18 protein-coding genes are annotated in these 16,770 nt (G+C 69.4%); 14 read left to right on the plus strand and 4 right to left on the minus strand.

Annotated elements, in window-relative coordinates:
- Positions 1-3: 3 nt before the first annotated feature.
- Positions 4-885, minus strand: coding sequence for a hypothetical protein (locus AR539_RS02805; protein ID WP_066432365.1), 882 nt, complete (start codon positions 883-885; stop codon positions 4-6).
- A gap of 218 nt (positions 886-1,103) precedes the next feature.
- On the opposite strand from AR539_RS02805, the gene AR539_RS02810 reads away from it, so the two are divergent.
- A complete protein-coding gene (locus tag AR539_RS02810) occupies positions 1,104-1,670 on the plus strand; it encodes a LacI family DNA-binding transcriptional regulator (RefSeq protein WP_066432367.1) in 567 nt (188 codons plus the stop codon).
- Between the two features lie 22 nt (positions 1,671-1,692).
- On the opposite strand, the gene AR539_RS02815 is transcribed toward AR539_RS02810, so the two are convergent.
- Positions 1,693-2,694 (minus strand): bile acid:sodium symporter family protein, encoded by a 1,002-nt coding sequence (locus AR539_RS02815; protein WP_066432369.1) that lies wholly within the window; start codon positions 2,692-2,694, stop codon positions 1,693-1,695.
- Positions 2,695-2,815: 121 nt separating this feature from the next.
- Complete coding sequence (locus tag AR539_RS02820; protein WP_066433059.1) at positions 2,816-3,166, minus strand: MerR family transcriptional regulator; 351 nt, start codon at positions 3,164-3,166, stop codon at positions 2,816-2,818.
- Positions 3,167-3,374: 208 nt separating this feature from the next.
- Here AR539_RS02820 and AR539_RS02825 point away from each other — a divergent pair, with 208 nt between their 5' ends.
- The 3 genes from AR539_RS02825 (at position 3,375) to AR539_RS02835 (ending at position 5,803) form a co-directional block, all read left to right on the plus strand.
- On the plus strand, positions 3,375-4,898 hold the full coding sequence (locus AR539_RS02825; RefSeq protein WP_066432371.1) for a SulP family inorganic anion transporter: 1,524 nt from the start codon (positions 3,375-3,377) through the stop codon (positions 4,896-4,898).
- 44 nt (positions 4,899-4,942) lie between these two features.
- Positions 4,943-5,383 (plus strand): protein-tyrosine phosphatase family protein, encoded by a 441-nt coding sequence (locus AR539_RS02830; RefSeq protein ID WP_066433061.1) that lies wholly within the window; start codon positions 4,943-4,945, stop codon positions 5,381-5,383.
- Positions 5,384-5,518: 135 nt separating this feature from the next.
- Positions 5,519-5,803 carry a DUF1540 domain-containing protein gene (locus tag AR539_RS02835; protein WP_066432374.1) on the plus strand — a complete coding sequence of 95 codons (285 nt, stop codon included), beginning with the start codon at positions 5,519-5,521 and terminating at the stop codon, positions 5,801-5,803.
- A gap of 64 nt (positions 5,804-5,867) precedes the next feature.
- Here the strand turns inward: AR539_RS02835 and AR539_RS02840 are convergent, their stop codons facing one another.
- Positions 5,868-6,974 carry a GTP pyrophosphokinase gene (locus tag AR539_RS02840; RefSeq protein WP_066432376.1) on the minus strand — a complete coding sequence of 369 codons (1,107 nt, stop codon included), beginning with the start codon at positions 6,972-6,974 and terminating at the stop codon, positions 5,868-5,870.
- 209 nt (positions 6,975-7,183) lie between these two features.
- On the opposite strand from AR539_RS02840, the gene AR539_RS02845 reads away from it, so the two are divergent.
- The 10 genes from AR539_RS02845 (at position 7,184) to AR539_RS02890 (ending at position 16,744) form a co-directional block, all read left to right on the plus strand.
- Positions 7,184-7,978 carry an alpha/beta hydrolase gene (locus AR539_RS02845; RefSeq protein WP_066432378.1) on the plus strand — a complete coding sequence of 265 codons (795 nt, stop codon included), beginning with the start codon at positions 7,184-7,186 and terminating at the stop codon, positions 7,976-7,978.
- A 42-nt stretch (positions 7,979-8,020) separates the two neighbouring features.
- Positions 8,021-9,412 (plus strand): TrkH family potassium uptake protein, encoded by a 1,392-nt coding sequence (locus tag AR539_RS02850; RefSeq protein ID WP_082699166.1) that lies wholly within the window; start codon positions 8,021-8,023, stop codon positions 9,410-9,412.
- On the plus strand, positions 9,405-10,100 hold the full coding sequence (locus AR539_RS02855; RefSeq protein WP_197410537.1) for a potassium channel family protein: 696 nt from the start codon (positions 9,405-9,407) through the stop codon (positions 10,098-10,100). The genes AR539_RS02850 and AR539_RS02855 overlap by 8 nt, the downstream gene beginning before the upstream one ends.
- Positions 10,101-10,178: 78 nt before the next feature.
- The gene (nhaA, locus tag AR539_RS02860) at positions 10,179-11,528 is read left to right on the plus strand and encodes a Na+/H+ antiporter NhaA (protein WP_066432381.1); all 1,350 of its coding nucleotides are present in this window, start codon (positions 10,179-10,181) and stop codon (positions 11,526-11,528) included.
- 110 nt (positions 11,529-11,638) lie between these two features.
- The gene (locus AR539_RS02865) at positions 11,639-13,027 is read left to right on the plus strand and encodes an MBL fold metallo-hydrolase (protein WP_066433069.1); all 1,389 of its coding nucleotides are present in this window, start codon (positions 11,639-11,641) and stop codon (positions 13,025-13,027) included.
- A gap of 57 nt (positions 13,028-13,084) precedes the next feature.
- Complete coding sequence (locus AR539_RS02870; protein ID WP_066433070.1) at positions 13,085-14,008, plus strand: carbohydrate kinase family protein; 924 nt, start codon at positions 13,085-13,087, stop codon at positions 14,006-14,008.
- A gap of 8 nt (positions 14,009-14,016) precedes the next feature.
- On the plus strand, positions 14,017-14,535 hold the full coding sequence (locus AR539_RS02875; RefSeq protein ID WP_066432383.1) for a YbhB/YbcL family Raf kinase inhibitor-like protein: 519 nt from the start codon (positions 14,017-14,019) through the stop codon (positions 14,533-14,535).
- A 140-nt stretch (positions 14,536-14,675) separates the two neighbouring features.
- A complete protein-coding gene (locus tag AR539_RS02880) occupies positions 14,676-15,494 on the plus strand; it encodes an HAD family hydrolase (RefSeq protein WP_066432384.1) in 819 nt (272 codons plus the stop codon).
- A gap of 115 nt (positions 15,495-15,609) precedes the next feature.
- On the plus strand, positions 15,610-15,858 hold the full coding sequence (locus AR539_RS02885; protein ID WP_066432385.1) for a hypothetical protein: 249 nt from the start codon (positions 15,610-15,612) through the stop codon (positions 15,856-15,858).
- A gap of 55 nt (positions 15,859-15,913) precedes the next feature.
- Positions 15,914-16,744 (plus strand): glycerophosphodiester phosphodiesterase, encoded by an 831-nt coding sequence (locus tag AR539_RS02890; protein ID WP_066432387.1) that lies wholly within the window; start codon positions 15,914-15,916, stop codon positions 16,742-16,744.
- Positions 16,745-16,770: the final 26 nt, after the last annotated feature.

Consider the following 16,770-nt stretch of genomic DNA (forward strand, 5'->3'; position numbering starts at 1 on the left):
GGCTTAGCCGCCCAGCCAGCCCCACACCTTCTTGGCCCCGTCCGCGACGGCGTTGGCACCGTCCGCTATGACATTACCGACCTTCTTGGCGCCATCCACCACCATCTCGGACGTGGAGCCGTAGCCAAGGTTCTTGGAGAGCAGGCCCATGCCCGCCCAGGCGAGGCTCGCCCCGGCAAAGAAGGGCCCCACGACGGGGACGAAGCTGCCGGCGGCCAGCACGGTGGAGACGCCGCCGTCCCACATGGCATTGGAATCGCCGCTGAGCATCCCGTCAGCGAACTGGGCAGTCCCGCCGATGATGCTCAGGACGCCGGCGGCCCGGCCCACCATGGACAGACCGTTCAAGAGCTGGGTGCCCTTGAGGTACCCCAGTCCCGGTGCCTGGCCGTACTGGGCGCCGAGCACGGTCCACGGCATCCTGGTCAGCAGGCCGCCCTTGTACATCTGGTTCAACAGGACATCTGCCCCGAACCCGGCGCCCGAGGCTGCGGTGTTGGCCACCTGGTACACCGGATTTCCGTTGGCGTCCAGCACTGGGTCCAGGATGGGGTCCAGCGGCGAACCGGAGGCCGGTCCGCCACTTGGTGCCGCAGAGCCGCCACCGCCGGAGGACGCGTTGCTGGCCTTTTCCTGTTCATCCGCATGCAACAGAAGGCTCTTCGCCTGGTCCCGCAGCGAGTCGCTCGAGTGACGGAGCATGGGGCGCAGGGTGGAGGACCATTCGCTGCGGAACCGCTCGCCGTCGGCGCCCTTCCAGACAGCTGACCCGACCACGCTGTTGACGGTGGCCTCGATCCTTTGAAGGGCACTGCCGGACTGCCCGATGGACTTCGAGAGCGATCTCAGCTGCGCCACGTCAGCGCCGTAGATGCCAGGAGCCATGCGTTTCCCCCAATGGATGTAAAGACTCGTTTCCCCGAACACTATCGGCAAACGAATTTCCGGGCGATGGAGAGTCCTGCCCATGGGCCGCCCGGGCCCGCGGCGTCCGCCATGGACCGTTCCCCGCTTCGGGCTAGAGTTCAGCGTGGGGGTAACCCCGCGACGAAGTTTCCAGCAGCGCCGCACGTCCGCGGCGGAGAAGTCCCCGGGAGTCACCAGTGCGGCACGGAGCCAAGCCCACCATCCGCGACGTCGCGGAGGCCGCAGGAGTGTCCCTGACCACGGTCTCCTATGTCCTGTCCGGCCGCACCGGCGGCAACACACGCATCAGCCAGCCGACGCAGGACCGCGTGCATGCCGCGGCCGGCGAGCTTGGCTACGTGCCCAACCAGGCGGCCCGCGGGATGCGGCGGGGCCGCACCGATGTGGTGGCGCTGGCCATCACGGATCTCGAGGATTCCCGCGACCGGGAGCTGGCCACCGCCGCGGCGCGGATCCTGCCCCGGCACGGCTACCAGCCGGTGATCCTCGTCGGCGACAGCTGGCGGCAGTTCATGCTCTCCGGCGGAGCCGACGGCGTCATCCTCGGCTCCGTGCCGGCGTCCCGCACCGCCGTCGACCTTGAGGCCATGGCGGAACTTGCCGACCGCGGAGTGGCCCTGATGCTCCTCACGGACTCAACGCCGCCGGACGGTGTCGGCGTGCTGGCGCCGGACGCCGGCGCGGCACCGGAGGCCCTGGCCGAAGAAGCGGTCGTCCGGCTGCTATCCCGTCTGAAGGGCTAAGCGCCCGGCCAGGTGGGAAGAGCTACGCTTCCCGCAGGGGGCGCCGCGCCAGCCAGGCCGCGACGATGGCACCGGAAATATTGTGCCAGAGCGAGAACACCGCGGACGGCAGCGCGGTCAGCGGACTGAAATGCGCCGTCGCCAGGGTGGCGGCGAGGCCCGAGTTCTGCATGCCGACCTCAAAGGCCAGGGCCCGCCGGGCCTTGTCATCCAGACGCCCCAGCTTGCCTGCAAGGTAGCCCAGGCCCAACCCGAAACCGTTGTGCAGCACCACCGCGAGGAACACGATCCCGCCGGCGGCGACGATCTTGCTGGCGCTGCCGGCCACCACGATCGCGACGATCAGGGAAATGACGACGGCGGAGGCCCAGGGCAGGGCCGGCAGCACCTTGGCCACGGCCTTCTTCAGGAAGAGGCGGGCCAGCAGGCCGGCGATGACCGGCAGGAGAACCGTCTTGACGATGTCCAAAACCATGCCGCCGGCGTCGATCTGCAGGTAGGACCCCGCCAGGAAGAGGACCAGCAGCGGCGTCACCACCGGGGCGATCAGCGTCGACACGGAGGCGACGGCGACGGACAGGGCAACATCGCCCTTGGCCAGGAACGCCATCACGTTGGACGCGGTGCCCGAGGGCGCACAGCCGACGAGGATCAGCCCCACCGCCAGTTCCGGGGGGAGGTTAAGGGCGACGGCGATCAGCCAGCCGGCGCCGGGCATGATCACGTAGTGCGCCACAATGCCGAGGACCACGGCCCAGGGGCGCTTGGCCACGGACGCGAAGTCGGGCGGGGTCAGTGTCAGGCCCATGCAGAACATGATGATGCCCAGCAGGTACGGCACGGCGGGGCCGAGCGGCTTGAATGCGTCCGGCAGCAGGTAGCCGGCCACGCCCGCGATGACCACCAGCAGCGGGAAGACGGTCACCGCGATCCGGGCAATCTTCGCCTCGGCGGCGAGGGCGGGGTTGGCCGGCACTGTGCCGGTCTCCGGGATGGACTCAGGTGATTTAGTTGCCTCAAGCATCCAAAAAGGGTGCCAGTCCGGCCGCCCGCGGGCCAGTTCATGACCCTTGGGGGACAAATATGTCGGATTTTCAGGCTGGCCGGGCTGGTTTTGCGCCAGCGGGCCCCTTACGGAGCTGTGCTCAGGCGGTTTGGCCGCGGAGCATGGCGATGAAGTCGTCCGCCTGCGCGAGGTTGCGGGCCATCTTGGCACGCTGGAGCGCCGCCTGTTCCAGGATTTCCGCGAGCCGGCCGGTACGCTCCGGGCCGCCCGGTTCTTCCGCGAGGAGTCCCAGGATCTCTGCCATTTCCTCGAGCGAGAACCCCAGGGGCTTCATCTGCTTGATGACCATCAGCCGATCGAAATCATCCTCCGAGTACACCCGGAAGCCGCCGTCCGTCCGCGCGCTGGCAGGCAGGAGGCCGACGTCGTCGTAGTGCCGGATGGTCCGCAGGGACAGTCCGGTGCGGTCTGCCAGTTCGCCGATGTGCATGGTGCTGGCGCCGGTGGTCTTGGCCGTCACAGGGTCTCCTCTATGTGCTCGGAGTTAAACTCTACCATCACGTTAGGGTAGGGTTGAGGGGCGGGGTTGAGACGCTTCCAGCATGTTTCCCCTGTCCGCGGGCGCGGCGCTGCGCCCCCACATTCATTTGCCCCACGAAGCCTGACGTATGTCTTCCCGACCATGAACGGAGCCAGCAATGGCCGCCACCAAAACAGAACATCCCCCGGCGTTCACCCCTGAACAGCTCCAGTCCGTGCGGGGAACCCTGAGGTCGCCGCGGCGGCTGAAGACCGAGGTCCTGGGCGGGCTGGTAGTCGCGCTGGCGCTTATCCCGGAGGCCATCGCCTTCTCGGTCATTGCCGGCGTCGACCCGCGGATCGGGCTGTTCGCGTCCTTCACGATGGCGGTCACCATCGCCTTCGTCGGCGGCCGCCCGGCCATGATTTCGGCCGCCACCGGCGCCGTCGCCCTGGTGATCGCCCCGCTGGTGAAGTCGCACGGCCTGGACTACCTCGTTGCCGCCGTGATCCTGGCCGGCATCTTCCAGATCATCCTGGGCCTGTCCGGGGTAGCGAAACTGATGCGGTTCATTCCGCGCTCGGTGATGGTGGGCTTCGTCAACGCGCTCGCGATCCTGATCTTTATGTCCCAGGTCCCCGAGCTGCTGGGAGTTCCGTGGCTGGTCTACCCGCTCACCGCCGGCGGACTCCTGATCGTGTTCGGGCTGCCGAAGCTCACCCGGGCCGTGCCCCCACCGCTCGTCGCGATCGTGGTCCTGACCCTCATCACCGTGGTCGCCGCCGTCGCGGTCCCGACCGTGGGGGACAAGGGCGCCCTGCCGGACTCCCTGCCCTCCCTGTTCATCCCGGACGTCTCCTTCAGCCTGGAGACCCTCCAGATCATCTTCCCGTTCGCCCTGGCCATGGCGTTCGTGGGACTGCTGGAATCCCTCATGACCGCCAAGCTCGTGGACGACATCACGGACACCCGCTCGCCCAAGACCCGCGAGGCCTGGGGCCAGGGCGTGGCAAACATAGTCACCGGATTCACCGGCGGCATGGGCGGCTGCGCGATGATCGGCCAGACCATGATCAACGTCAAGGCCTCCGGCGCCCGCACCCGGATCTCCACCTTCCTGGCCGGTGTTTTCCTCCTCATCCTGGTGGTGGCCCTGGGCGACATCGTCTCGCTGATCCCGATGGCGGCCCTGGTGGCCGTGATGATCTTTGTTTCCGTGGCCACGTTCGACTGGCACAGCATCCGCCCGTCAACCCTGCGGGCGCTGCCCAAGAGTGAAACTCTCGTGATGGTCTCCACCGTGATCGTCACCGTGGCCACGCACAACCTGGCGATCGGCGTCGGGGTCGGCGTCCTGGTGGCCATGGTCCTGTTCGCCCGGCGGGTGGCCCACTTCGTCACCGTGGACCGCACCGTGGCAGAGGTCGACGGCGTCCCGGTCGCCACGTACAAGGTGGACGGCGAGCTCTTCTTCGCCTCCTCGAACGACCTCTACACCCAGTTCGACTACGCCCTGGACCCGGAGCGCGTGGTCATCGACATGCACGGCAGCCACCTGTGGGACGCGTCCACCATCGCCTCGCTCGATGCCATCACCGAAAAATACCGGCACCACGGCAAGGACGCGACCATCATCGGGCTCAACGACGCCAGCGTCCTGATGCGCGAACGGCTGGCCGGAAAGCTCGACGCCGGCCACTAGCCAGCACGGTGCGGGCTGCCGGCGGAAGGACTACGCTCGTGGTCATGACGCAGACCTGGGATCCGGGCCAGCCGGGAGTCCTGGAGCTCCCGTCCGGGCGGCTCATCCGGGGCCGCGGACTGCTACGGCCCCTTCCGGCCGGCCCGCGGCCCGAGTTTGGCCTGTACTTGCTGGGAAGCCGCCCGGCGCCGGTGGCGTGGGATTCGCGGTGGGTCCGCTGGCGGGACCTGCGCCTGCCGGCCGACGACGCCGACGCCCTGGACGCCCTGACGGAGGCCTGGCGCCGGTCCGAAACCGAGCGGGTCGAGGTGGCCTGCTGGGGCGGCCGCGGCCGGACCGGTACCGCCTTGGCCTGCCTTGCCGTCCTCGACGGCGTTCCGCCCGCGGAGGCCGTCGACTTTGTCCGGGCACGTTACCGCCGCGGCGCCGTCGAAACCCCGTGGCAGCGCAAATACGTGGCACGGTTCCGGAGCCCGGAAGGATAGCGGGCCGTGCCGGCCGGTATCAGGGCGCCGGTATTAGGGCACACTATTGGGTCTTTTTGTTTGCCGGGGACGGGCCTACCGTGGACGGACGGAGCCGCCCGGCCCGGGCGGCCGGTTTCCCTGGAGGAATACCCCATGACGACGCACGTAGCCGACTGCAGCGTGACCAACTGTTCGTTCAATGACCACTCCAACTGCAACGCCGCCGCCATCACCGTCGGCGGCGCCGAGGACCACGCCTCCTGCGCCACCTTCATCGACATCGGCGTGCACGGCGGCCTGCCCAAGGTGCTGGCCGACGTCGGCGCCTGCCAGCGGACGGAGTGCGCGCACAACGACCATCTGATGTGCAAGGCCGCCGAGGTGCACGTGGGTCCGGGCGTCGACAACGCCGACTGCCTCACCTACGCCCACAGATAACGGCCCGCACCCCAGCGACCATGGAACCGGCGCCGGCGTTGCAAAGGTGGGGAGACTCCGCGCGCTACCCCTGCGTGAGGCGGTAGCGCTCAATCTGCTTAAGCCGCCGCAGGAGGCTGTCGCGCCGCGGGTGCGGGACGGCGTCGGCCGGTTCCGCGGTGAGGTCGATGTGCCTGGTGCCGTACTGCCAGAGCAGCAGGTCATCGAGGAGCCGGTCCGGGCCGGGTGAGTAGCGGTGGTCCAGTGCGCGGCGGACCTCGGTGATTTGGTTGGCGCTGAGCAGCCCGGCCAGCTGCACCGTCTGGTTAAGGCCGTGGGCGGCCATCAGTTCGGCGGCCCAGCCCCAGTCGTCGTCGACCTTCCGGTCCACGTGCGGCAGGAGGGTGCGCCAGACGTCGCGGATCCGGTTGGGGGTGAGCTGCGCGGCGCCTTCGCCGTCCATGTCCCAGTAGCTGCGGACCTCCTCGTAGCGCTCATTGAGGTCGGCGAACGCCCCCTCCACCGTTTCCAGCATGGCGGCCGTGGCCGTGAACTGGCGGTCGAAGTGCGGGGTCCAGGCGCGCGGATCCTCGGCCTTGAAGCGGATGTCGTGCTCGATCTCGCTCCAGGCGTGTGCGAACACGGTGCGGATCTGGCATTCGAAGAAGTAGCTGCCGTTCGGCGGAACGTCAGGGTTGAAGACCTGCTGGTACTCCTTCACGGCCTCGTTCTGGATGGTCCGCAGGATCAGGTGGCGGCTGGAATAGCCGTACGTGCCGGACTCGATGGAACCGATGTCCTTTTCGCGGTCCCCGCGGCAGTCGAACAGCTGGCGCTGGCGTTTGATCAGGTTGGCCACCACCGCGTTCTCCGCCGGCAGCTTCGTGATCACGCGGACGCCCACCATGTCGTTCAGGGTGCGGAACGGGTCCGGGAATTTCAGCACCGGCGGGCCGCCCGGCTCCAGCGGCTTCTCCGTCCGGGAGATCTTCTCGCGGAAGGATTCGACCGTTTTGGTCCGGCCGGTAACGAACAGCGGCGTCACCTCGGTTCCCTTGAGCATGCTCCGCAGTGTCAGCAGGACCTCGCGGGTGACCAGCTTCAGGGCAGGGCGCACCCGCTCGTACAGTTCCACGTTCTCCTGCACGGATTCGCGCAGGCCCACGTCCAGCCGGTCCCAGTTGCTCGCCATGCGTCCAGCTTACGGCGGAGGTACGACGGCGGAAGGGCGGACACCCGGGTGGTGGGCCGGCCCGGCGCCGCCAACAGCCGCGCCGCGCGGCGCTCGGGTAGGCTCGGCACATGGCTGATGTGCGGCGTCGGGCTCTTATCGCGGCCGCAGCGACGGTGAGTTTGGGGGCATTCACCGCCGCCTGTTCACCGGGCCCCAAGGAGGACACTGTGAAGCGGCAAAAGTACAGTTACGGCGATGACCCCAGCCAGTGGGGGGAGCTTTTCCTGCCGGACACTGCCGTCACAAAGGGCGTGGTGGTGGTCATCCACGGCGGGTACTGGCGCTCGCAGTACGGCGCGGAGCTCGGCGAGCCGCTGGCCAAGGACCTCGCGGCGCACGGCATGGCCGCCTGGAACCTGGAATACCGCCGCGCCGGCAACGGCGGGGGCTGGCCCAACACCTTCTCCGACGTCCTTGCCGGCATCGACAAGCTGGCCGACATTGCCGGTGACCACGGCCTCTCGCTGGACCGCGTGGTGGCCCTGGGACACTCCGCCGGCGGGCACCTCGCGGTCTGGGCGGCGGGCCGGAGGCGGCTGTCCCAGCTGGGCGCCCCCGACGCGGACCGCCTGCTGGTGCGCAAGGACGACGCCGGAGCGGTGCACCTGACCGGGGTGGTCAGCCAGTCCGGGGTGCTGAACCTCGCGGAGGCCGAGCGGCTGAATCTCAGCAACGGCGCGGTCAGCAACCTGCTGGGCGGCTCCTCCGATAGATACCCCAAGCGGCATAAGTATGCGGACCCGATGAGTGCGGTGCCGCTGCAAATCCCGATCTATGCCGTCCACGGCACGGACGACGACACCGTCCCGCTGAGCCAGTCGGACTCCTACGCGGCGGCCGCCAAGGCCGTGGGGGACCCGGTCCAGCTGCTGCGGGTCCCGGGTGACCACTTCGCCCTGATCGACCCGAAGGCGCCCGCCTACGGGAAATGCCGCGAGCTGGTGCAACTTCTGCTCGGCTGAACCGGTGCGCCGCGCCCGCCGCCCGGTGGTAGCGTGACCCCTATGCACGTCGAAGTTCCCGCGGTTCCGCGCGCCCTGGCTGCGGGCTTCACCCGGTTTACGCACGCGTTCGCGCCGCGGCACCCGGCCCAGGTGATCGTCCTGGGCTTTGCTGCCGCCGTCGCGGCCGGCACCGGGCTGCTGCTGCTCCCCGTGGCGAAAGCCGGCGGGGGCGGGGCCAGCCTGCTGGAGGCGCTCTTCACCGCCACGTCCGCCGTCTGCGTGACGGGCCTGATCACCGTGGACACCCCTGTGTTCTGGAGCGGCTTCGGCCAGGTGGTCATCCTGGTCCTCATCCAGATCGGCGGCTTCGGCGTGATGTCCTTCGGCACGCTGCTGGGGGTCCTGACCGCGCGCCGGCTGGGCCTGAAATCCCGGATCTCCGCCGCCGCCGAGACCAAAAGCAGCGGCTTCGGCGACGTCCGCCGCGTGCTGGTCGGTGTCCTGCGAATCAGCGCGGCCGTGGAAGCGTCCCTGGCGCTGATCCTCACCATCCGCTTCATGGCCGGCTACGGCTATCCGCTGGGAGAGGCGGTGTGGCACGGGGTGTTCCACTCCATCTCGTCCTTCAACAACGCCGGCTTCGCCCTCTATTCGGACAACCTCATGGGCTTCGTCGGGGATCCGTGGATCTGCCTGCCGATTGCTGCCGCCGTGATCATCGGCGGGCTCGGGTTCCCGGTCCTGTTCGAACTGGGGCGGCAGTACCGCCGCCCCATCCACTGGAGCATGAACACGAAGCTTGTCCTCGTCGGCTCGGGCGCCCTCCTGGCCGGCGGCACCGTGTTCCTCACCGCCGTCGAATGGACCAACAAGGCCACCCTGGGCGGACTCCACCCGGCCGAGCGGCTGCTCGCCGGGTTCTTCCAGTCCGTCATCACCCGCACCGCGGGCTTCAACAGCATCGACATCGCCCAGATGCACCCGGTGTCGTGGCTCGGCATGGACATCCTGATGTTCATCGGCGGCGGCCCGGCCGGCACCGCCGGCGGCCTGAAAATCACCACCTTCGCCGTGCTGTTCTTCATCCTCAGCACCGAACTGCAGGGCGGAACGGCCGTGAACGTCTTCGGCAAGCGGCTTTCCCGCGCAGTCCACCGCCAGGCCATCACCGTAGTGCTCCTGGCGATCGCCCTGGTCATCGGATCCACGATGTTCCTGATGCTCATCACCGACTTCGGGCAGGAACGGATCCTGTTCGAAGTCATCTCGGCCTTCGCCACGGTGGGACTCTCCACCGGGATTACGGCCGGCATGCCCCCGGCGGGACAGCTGGTGCTGATCATGCTGATGTTCGTGGGGAGGCTGGGCCCGGTCACGCTGGGCGCGGCCCTGGCCCTGCGTGAACGACCCCTGCTTTACGAATACCCCAAGGAAAGGCCCCTCATTGGCTAGGAACATCTTCTCGTCCCACTCCGCCGGCGCCGGTGACAAGGCGTCCTCCGTGGTGGTCATCGGGCTGGGCCGCTTCGGGGGCTCACTGGCCCTGGAGCTGGAGGCGCAGGGCACAGAGGTGCTCGGCATCGACGCCAGCGAGGACATCGTCCAGTCATACAACGGGCGCCTCACCCACGTGGTGCGGGCCGACTCCACCAAGGAAGAGGCGCTGCGCCAGCTCTCGGTGCACGAGTTCGACCGGGCCGTGGTGGGGATCGGCTCGGACATCGAAGCCAGCATCCTGACCACATCCCGGATTCTGAAATTCCAGCGGCCCCAGATCTGGGCGAAGGCCATCAGCGAACCGCACGCGGAGATCCTGGGCCAGCTCGGCGTCGAGCACGTCATCCGGCCCGAACACGACATGGGCAGGCGCGTGGCGCACCTGGTCCTGGGCTCGATCCTCGACTACGTGGAGTTCGAGGACGACTTCGTGATGGTCCGCACCAGCCCGCCCGCCGCCGCCCGCGACCGGCCGCTCGGCGTGCTGGGGCTCCGGGACAAGTTCGGCATCACCATCGTGGCCGTCAAACGGCCCGGCGGCGTCTGGGGCCACACGACGGCCCAGACGGTGCTCTACGACGACGACCAGATCATCGTCCAGGGCAGCAAAACCAAGGCCGAGCGGTTCAGCACCATGGCATAACCCACTAGACTGGAGGGCAGGTGCGCCGGGAAGTCTGGTCGGCATGGATCTGTCGACCCAACTTTTAGGAATTCCCGTATGAGCACCACACCACCCCCCGCCAAGCCCCGGCTGACCATCTTCGGCCGCGGGAGCTACGCCGAGTCCCTGCGGATCGGCGAGATCCTCCGCAAAGAAACCGTGGGCGGCGCGCTCCTGGTGGCCGCCGCCGTGATCGCCCTGATCTGGGCCAACTCCCCGGCCTCCGAGAGCTACTTCGCGCTGCGCGACTTCAAGTTCGGCTACGAACCCTGGCACCTCGAACTGAGCCTGGGCGCCTGGGCTGCCGACGGGCTGCTGGCAATCTTCTTCTTCCTGGTGGGCCTTGAACTCAAACGCGAATTCGTCGCCGGAGACCTGCGGCAGCTGAACAAGTCCATTGTCCCGGTCGCCGCGGCCGCGGGCGGCGTCCTCGTCCCGGCCGTGATCTACACGATCGTCAACCTCACCAGCCCGGAGACCCTGCGCGGCTGGGCGATCCCCACCGCCACCGACATCGCCTTCGCCGTGGCCGTGCTGGCCATCATCGGCTCGCACCTGCCCAGCGCCCTGCGGATCTTCCTGCTCACCCTGGCCGTGGTGGACGACCTGATCGCCATCACCATCATCGCCGTCTTCTACACCAGCGACCTCCAGGTGGTCCCGCTGCTGCTGGCCCTGATTCCGCTGGCCCTCTACGCCTTCCTGGCGCACCGGTACCGCCGCTTCTTCGGGATGAAGGCGGCAGCCGCCTGGTTCATCCTGCTCCCCATCGGCGCGGTCACGTGGGCACTGGTCCACGCCTCCGGCATCCACGCCACGGTGGCAGGCGTGCTCCTCGGCTTCGCCGTCCCGGTGCTGCGCTCCCAGGCCAGCGGCGGCCCCGAGGCCGGCCCGGGCCTCGCGGAAATCTTCGAGCACCGGTTCCGCCCCATCTCCGCCGGCATCGCCGTCCCGATCTTTGCGTTCTTCTCTGCCGGCGTGGCGGTAGGCGGCTGGGACGGTCTGGTCTCGGCCCTGACCGACCCCGTGGCCGTGGGCATCATCCTGGCGCTGGTCCTCGGCAAGCCGATCGGCATCATGGGCACCACCTGGCTGCTCACCAAGCTCTCCAAGGCCCGGCTGGACACCAGCTTCAAGTGGATCGACGTCTTTGGCGTGTCCCTGCTGGCCGGCATCGGCTTCACCGTCTCGCTCCTGGTGGCCGAGCTGAGCTTCGGCCTCGGCAGCCCCCACGACGACCATGCCAAGGTGGGCATCCTGACGGCCTCCGTGCTGGCGGCCCTGCTGGCGACGGTGGTGCTGAAGACCAGGAACCGGCAGTACCGGAAGGTTGAGGAAGCGGAGGCCGTCGACGCCGACATGGACGGGATCCCGGACGTCTACCAGCAGGACGGCCCCGCCCGGTAGCAGCACCCCTTGCGCTCATACCCCAGGGGGTTTGATCATGGAGAGTGCGCGGCCGGACGGCCCCGCCGCGAGCCATGCCCAGCCCACCTCGGACCAGCCAGGAGCGCATGATGGACGTCGTTGTCATTGAGACCACCCAACTCGGGGACCGGAGTTACCTGGTCCATGACGGCTCCGTGGCGCTGGTCATCGACCCGCAGCGGGACACCGACCGGGTGGACGCGGCGGCCCGCGAGGCCGGGGTGAGAATCACGCATGTGGCCGAGACCCACATCCACAACGACTACCTCACCGGCGGGCTCGAGCTCGCGCGGACGCACGGCGCCAGCTACCTGGTGAACGCGGCGGACCCGGTGAAGTTCGAGCGGCAGCCGATCAGGGACGGGGAAACCGTCCGCGTCGGTGCGCTGACGGTCAAAGCCGTCGCCACCCCCGGGCACACCCACACCCACCTGTCCTTCATCGTGGACGACGGAGGGCAGCAGGCCGTGTTCTCCGGTGGAAGCCTGCTCTACGGCTCGGTGGGCCGCACGGACCTCGTCGGCGCGGGGGACACACTTGGCCTGACCCATGACCAGTACTCCTCGGTGCGCCGGCTCGCCGGGGAGGCCGAGCCTGGTGCCGCCCTGTTCCCGACCCACGGGTTCGGTTCCTTCTGCTCCTCCGGCCCGGCCAGCGGTGCCGGGTCCTCGACCATCGGGGAACAGCTGGCCAGCAACCACGCCCTGACGGACCCGGACGAGGACCACTTCGTCCGGGAGCTGATCGCCAACCTCACGGCGTACCCTTCCTACTACGCGCACATGGGTGTCACCAACACGGCCGGCCCCGGCCCGGCGGACCTTGCCGTGCCGGAATCGCTCGACGCCGACGAACTCGCCCGCCGGCTTGAAGCGGGCGAGTGGGTGGTGGACCTGCGCCGCCGTGTGGCCTTCGCCAGCAGCCATCTCCGGGGCAGCGCCAGCTTCGAATACGGCACCAACTTCAGCACCTACCTGGGCTGGATCCTGCCCTGGGGCGAGCAACTGACCCTAGTGGGATCCCGCGACGACGTCGAACGCGCCATCCGGGATCTGTCCCGGATCGGCATCGATGCCCCGGACGCCGCCCTCGGCACGGACCCGCACTCCCTGGCGCCCCGTGCCGCCCTCGCCTCCTATCCCCGGGTGGGCTGGGACGGGGTCCTGGCCGGCCGGGATCCGCAGGACACCGTCGTGGACGTGCGGCGCGCCGATGAGTACGCCGCCTCAAGAGTGGCCGGCGCCGTCAACGTGCCCGTCCACGAACTGCTCCAGCGCCTGGCCGATCTCCCCGCCGGGAAACTGTGGGTGCACTGCACCACCGGCTACCGGGCCGGCATCGCGGCGAGCCTGCTGCAGCGCGCAGGACGCGACGTGGTCCACATCGACGCGAAATTCGACGACGCCGGTGCCGCAGGCATCCCGGTGGACAGAATTCCGGTGGACAGCACCCCGGCCCCGGCGGCGCCGGACGCCTGAACGTCCGCGGACCGAAACACTGCGGCACCTGCCCTGGTTCTCTGGCAGAGTATGAGCATGCTCACAGTTATTGGCGAAGGCCTGGTTGATGTGGTCCAGCGATCCTCCGGCATCCAGGCCCACGTCGGCGGAAGCCCCCTCAACGTTGCCGTGGGACTGGCCCGCCTGGACCATCCGGTGCAGTTCATCGGCCGGTACGGCCGCGACGCCTACGGCGACTCGGTGGCCGCCCACCTGAAGTCCAGTTCCGTGCTGCTCCCGCTGGCGCCGGACAGTCTCCCGACGTCCGTCGCCACCGCCCTGATCGACGACGACGGCGCCGCCAGCTACACGTTCGAGCTCGCCTGGGAGCTTCCCGGCCTCGCGGACCGGCTGCCGTTCATGCTGCAGGCGACCACGCTGCTGCACACCGGCTCCATTGCCACCATGCTGGCTCCCGGGGCCGCCGAGGTGCTCTCCGCCGTCGAGCATGCCCATCCTTCGGCAACCATCAGCTTCGACCCCAACTGCCGGCCCAGCATCATCTCCGACGTGGACTACGCCCGGCAGCAGACGGAGAAGTTCGTGGCGCTGGCGGACGTGGTGAAGGCCTCGGACGAGGACCTCGAGTGGCTGTACCCCGGTGAGGACCCGCTGGATTCGGCCCGGCGCTGGCTGACCCTCGGCGGTTCGGAAGGCCCCGCCATGGTGGTGGTCACCCGCGGCGCCGAAGGGCCCTGGGGCGTCAATGCCGCCGGCGAGGCGCACGTCCCGGCGCCGTCCGTGAAGGTAGCGGACACCGTGGGCGCGGGGGATTCCTTCATGGCGGCCCTGCTGTCCGGCATCGTGGACCTGGGCCTTGACGGCGCGCAGAACCGCAAGGACCTGAGGGAACTCTCCGCCGAAAGCCTCCGGGAACTCCTGGACCGCGCCGCACGGGCCGCCGCCGTCACCGTGTCCCGGGCCGGCGCCAACCCGCCAACCCGGGCGGAACTGAACTGAAAGGCGCCATGGCACATCACCAGCAAGACCCTGCCCCGTCCTTCCACGTCAGCAGTGCGTCATTCCTGGACGGACAGACCCTCCCGCCGGCCCAGCGCGGCGCCTCCACCGGCGCCGGCGCCAAGGACGAGTCGCCGCAGCTGAGCTGGAGCGGCGCACCGGCCGGTACGCAGGGCTACGCCGTCACCATGTTCGACCCCGACGCCCCGGGCCGCGGCGGCTTCTGGCACTGGGCCGTGCTGGACCTCCCCGCGGCCACCACCTCCCTGCCCGCCGGGGCAGGCTCGCGCCAGGGCGGGCACCTTCCGCCCGGGGCGTTCCAGCTGAAGAACGACGGCGGCAGCACCGGATACATGGGGGCCGCCCCGCCCAGGGGCCACGGGCCGCACCGGTACATCGTCACGGTCCACGCCCTCGACGTCGCGCACTCCGGGCTCGGCGCCGGCACCCACCCCTCAGCGCTGGAGTCGAAACTCGGCCCGCACACGCTGGCCCGGGCAACCCTGACCGGACTCTACGAGCGCTGACCCCGCGCTGACCCCAGCCCGCCGAATCCGCCGGAAGCCTGCGGGGTCGACGTAACGTTCCGGCGTCCAGGCACGTTTCCGTCGAGTTCGACGCCGGACCCCGGCCAATCCGGCGCCCCGCCGCCCCGTAGACTTGCGGTATGCGGCTGGTAGCAAGTGACATTGACGGAACGATCCTCGGCCACGACGGAGAAATCAGTGACCGGACCGTCCGGGCGTTCCACGCGTGCCGGGAGGCCGGCGTCGAACTGGTCTTCGTCACGGGGCGCCCGCCGCGCTGGCTCCACCCGCTGCAGGACCGGCTGGGACACGCCGGAACCGTGATCTGCTCCAACGGCGCGGTGGTCTGGGATCTCGAGGTGGACCGCCTGGTGTCGGCCCGCGGCCTGGAGCTCGACGCCGTGTTCGAAACGCGCCGCATCATCCAGCGGCTGCGGCCCTCCGCCGTCTTTGCCGCCGAGACCCTGGGCGGCTTCCACCTCGAACCGGGATTCCTTAACTCCGGCAGCAGCGCGCTGCTCGCAGAGGTCACCCCCGCGCCGCTGCACAACACCCTGACCGACGAAGACACCGTGGTGAAGCTGATGGCCATTGTCCGCGAGGGCACGGCCGACGAGTTCCTGGCCGAGGTGACCCCGGCGGTGGCCCATCTGGCCGCGGCGACGCATTCGGCGCCGAACATGGCCCTGCTGGAACTGTCCCTGCCGGGTGTGAACAAGGCCGTGACCCTCGCCGAGTACGCGGCGTCCCTCGGCATCGGCGCCGCGGACGTGGTGGCCTTTGGGGACATGCCCAACGACATCGAGATGCTGCGCTGGGCCGGCGACGGCTACGCGATGGCCAGCGGGCATCCCGAAGCCATCCTCGCCGCCGGGCAGCAGGCGCCGCACTTCGACGAGGACGGCGTCGCCCAAATCCTCGAGGCGAAGCTTGCAGCCCTGGGCGTCCGGCTGCGCTGAGCCGGTCCCTCCGGCCCCGCGGTCACCGGACTCCCAGCTTCCGGTCAACTGGCGTTCACCTTGGCGACTTACGGTGGAATCTCACGACGGATCAGCTCAGTGACGGTGGGACATCATGGCCAGGTACCGCATGAAGAACATAGACGATATGCCCCTGCGCCCGGCGGCGCCCGACGCGCACTGGAAGAGCCTCCAGCAGGGTGACCGGGTCAGCGTCCGCCTGGCACCCGGCTACGAAACCGACGGGCGGGTGGACGCCGTGACGGCGGACCACACCGCCGTGTGGGTGGACCTCGACGGCGGCCGCGGCCGCACGCTGCTGCACTGCAGCGACGGCGTGGAGATCCGCCCGCAAACGAACTGAGCTGGCCCGCAGGCGGGGGCCGTACAGCCCCGCAGGGCTCCGCTAGGCTTCAGGAGTGAGCACCCCGCACCCGTTCTTCGCCTCCGGCCCCGCCGCCGGGAACGGCCCGGACCTGCCCGTGGCCATGGCCCACCGCGGCTTCTCCCGGGACGGCCTGGAGAACTCCATGGCGGCGTTCCGCGCCGCCGTCGAGCTGGGGTTCCGGCACCTGGAGACGGACGTGCATACCACCGCCGACGGCGTCCTGCTGCTGTTCCACGACGAAACCCTGGACCGGGTGACGGACGGCAGCGGCAGGATCTCGGACCTCCCGGCGGAGGTCGTGGCCCGGGCACGGATCGGCGGCGCGGAACCCATCCCGCTGTTCGAGGAGTTGGCCACGGCGTTCCCGGACGTCCGGCTCAACCTCGACGTCAAGGACTGGAACTCGGTGGATACCCTGGCGGCGGCGATCGAACGCTACGGCCTCCATGATCGGGTGCTGATTGCCAGCTTCTCCGACCGCCGGCGGCGTGCCGTCCTCCGGCAGCTGAGCCGCCCCGCCGCGGCGTCGGCCGGAATCGTGTCCAACGCCCTCTTCGTCCTGCTGGGCCCCGTGCTTCCCGCACCCCTGCTGGGCCTGGCCGTGGGGCGGGCGCTGCGTGGCGTGCACGCCCTGCAGGTCCCGGTCAGCTACGGCGCCGTGACGGTGGTGACCCCCGGCTTCGTCCGGCGCGCACACCGGCACGGGCTCCAGGTGCACGTCTGGACCATCAACGAGCCTGCGGAGATACACCGGTTGCTGGACCTCGGGGTGGACGGGATCGTCACCGACCGCGCGGACCTGTTGAAGGAAGTTCTCGAGGCGCGCGGCGACTGGCGCGGCGGACCGGCGCGCAGCGGCTGAGCGGCCCCGGCTGACCGGGCAGAGGC

The sequence above is a fragment of the Arthrobacter sp. EPSL27 genome (assembly GCF_001512305.1).
In the GTDB taxonomy this organism is placed as follows: Bacteria; Actinomycetota; Actinomycetes; order Actinomycetales; family Micrococcaceae; genus Arthrobacter.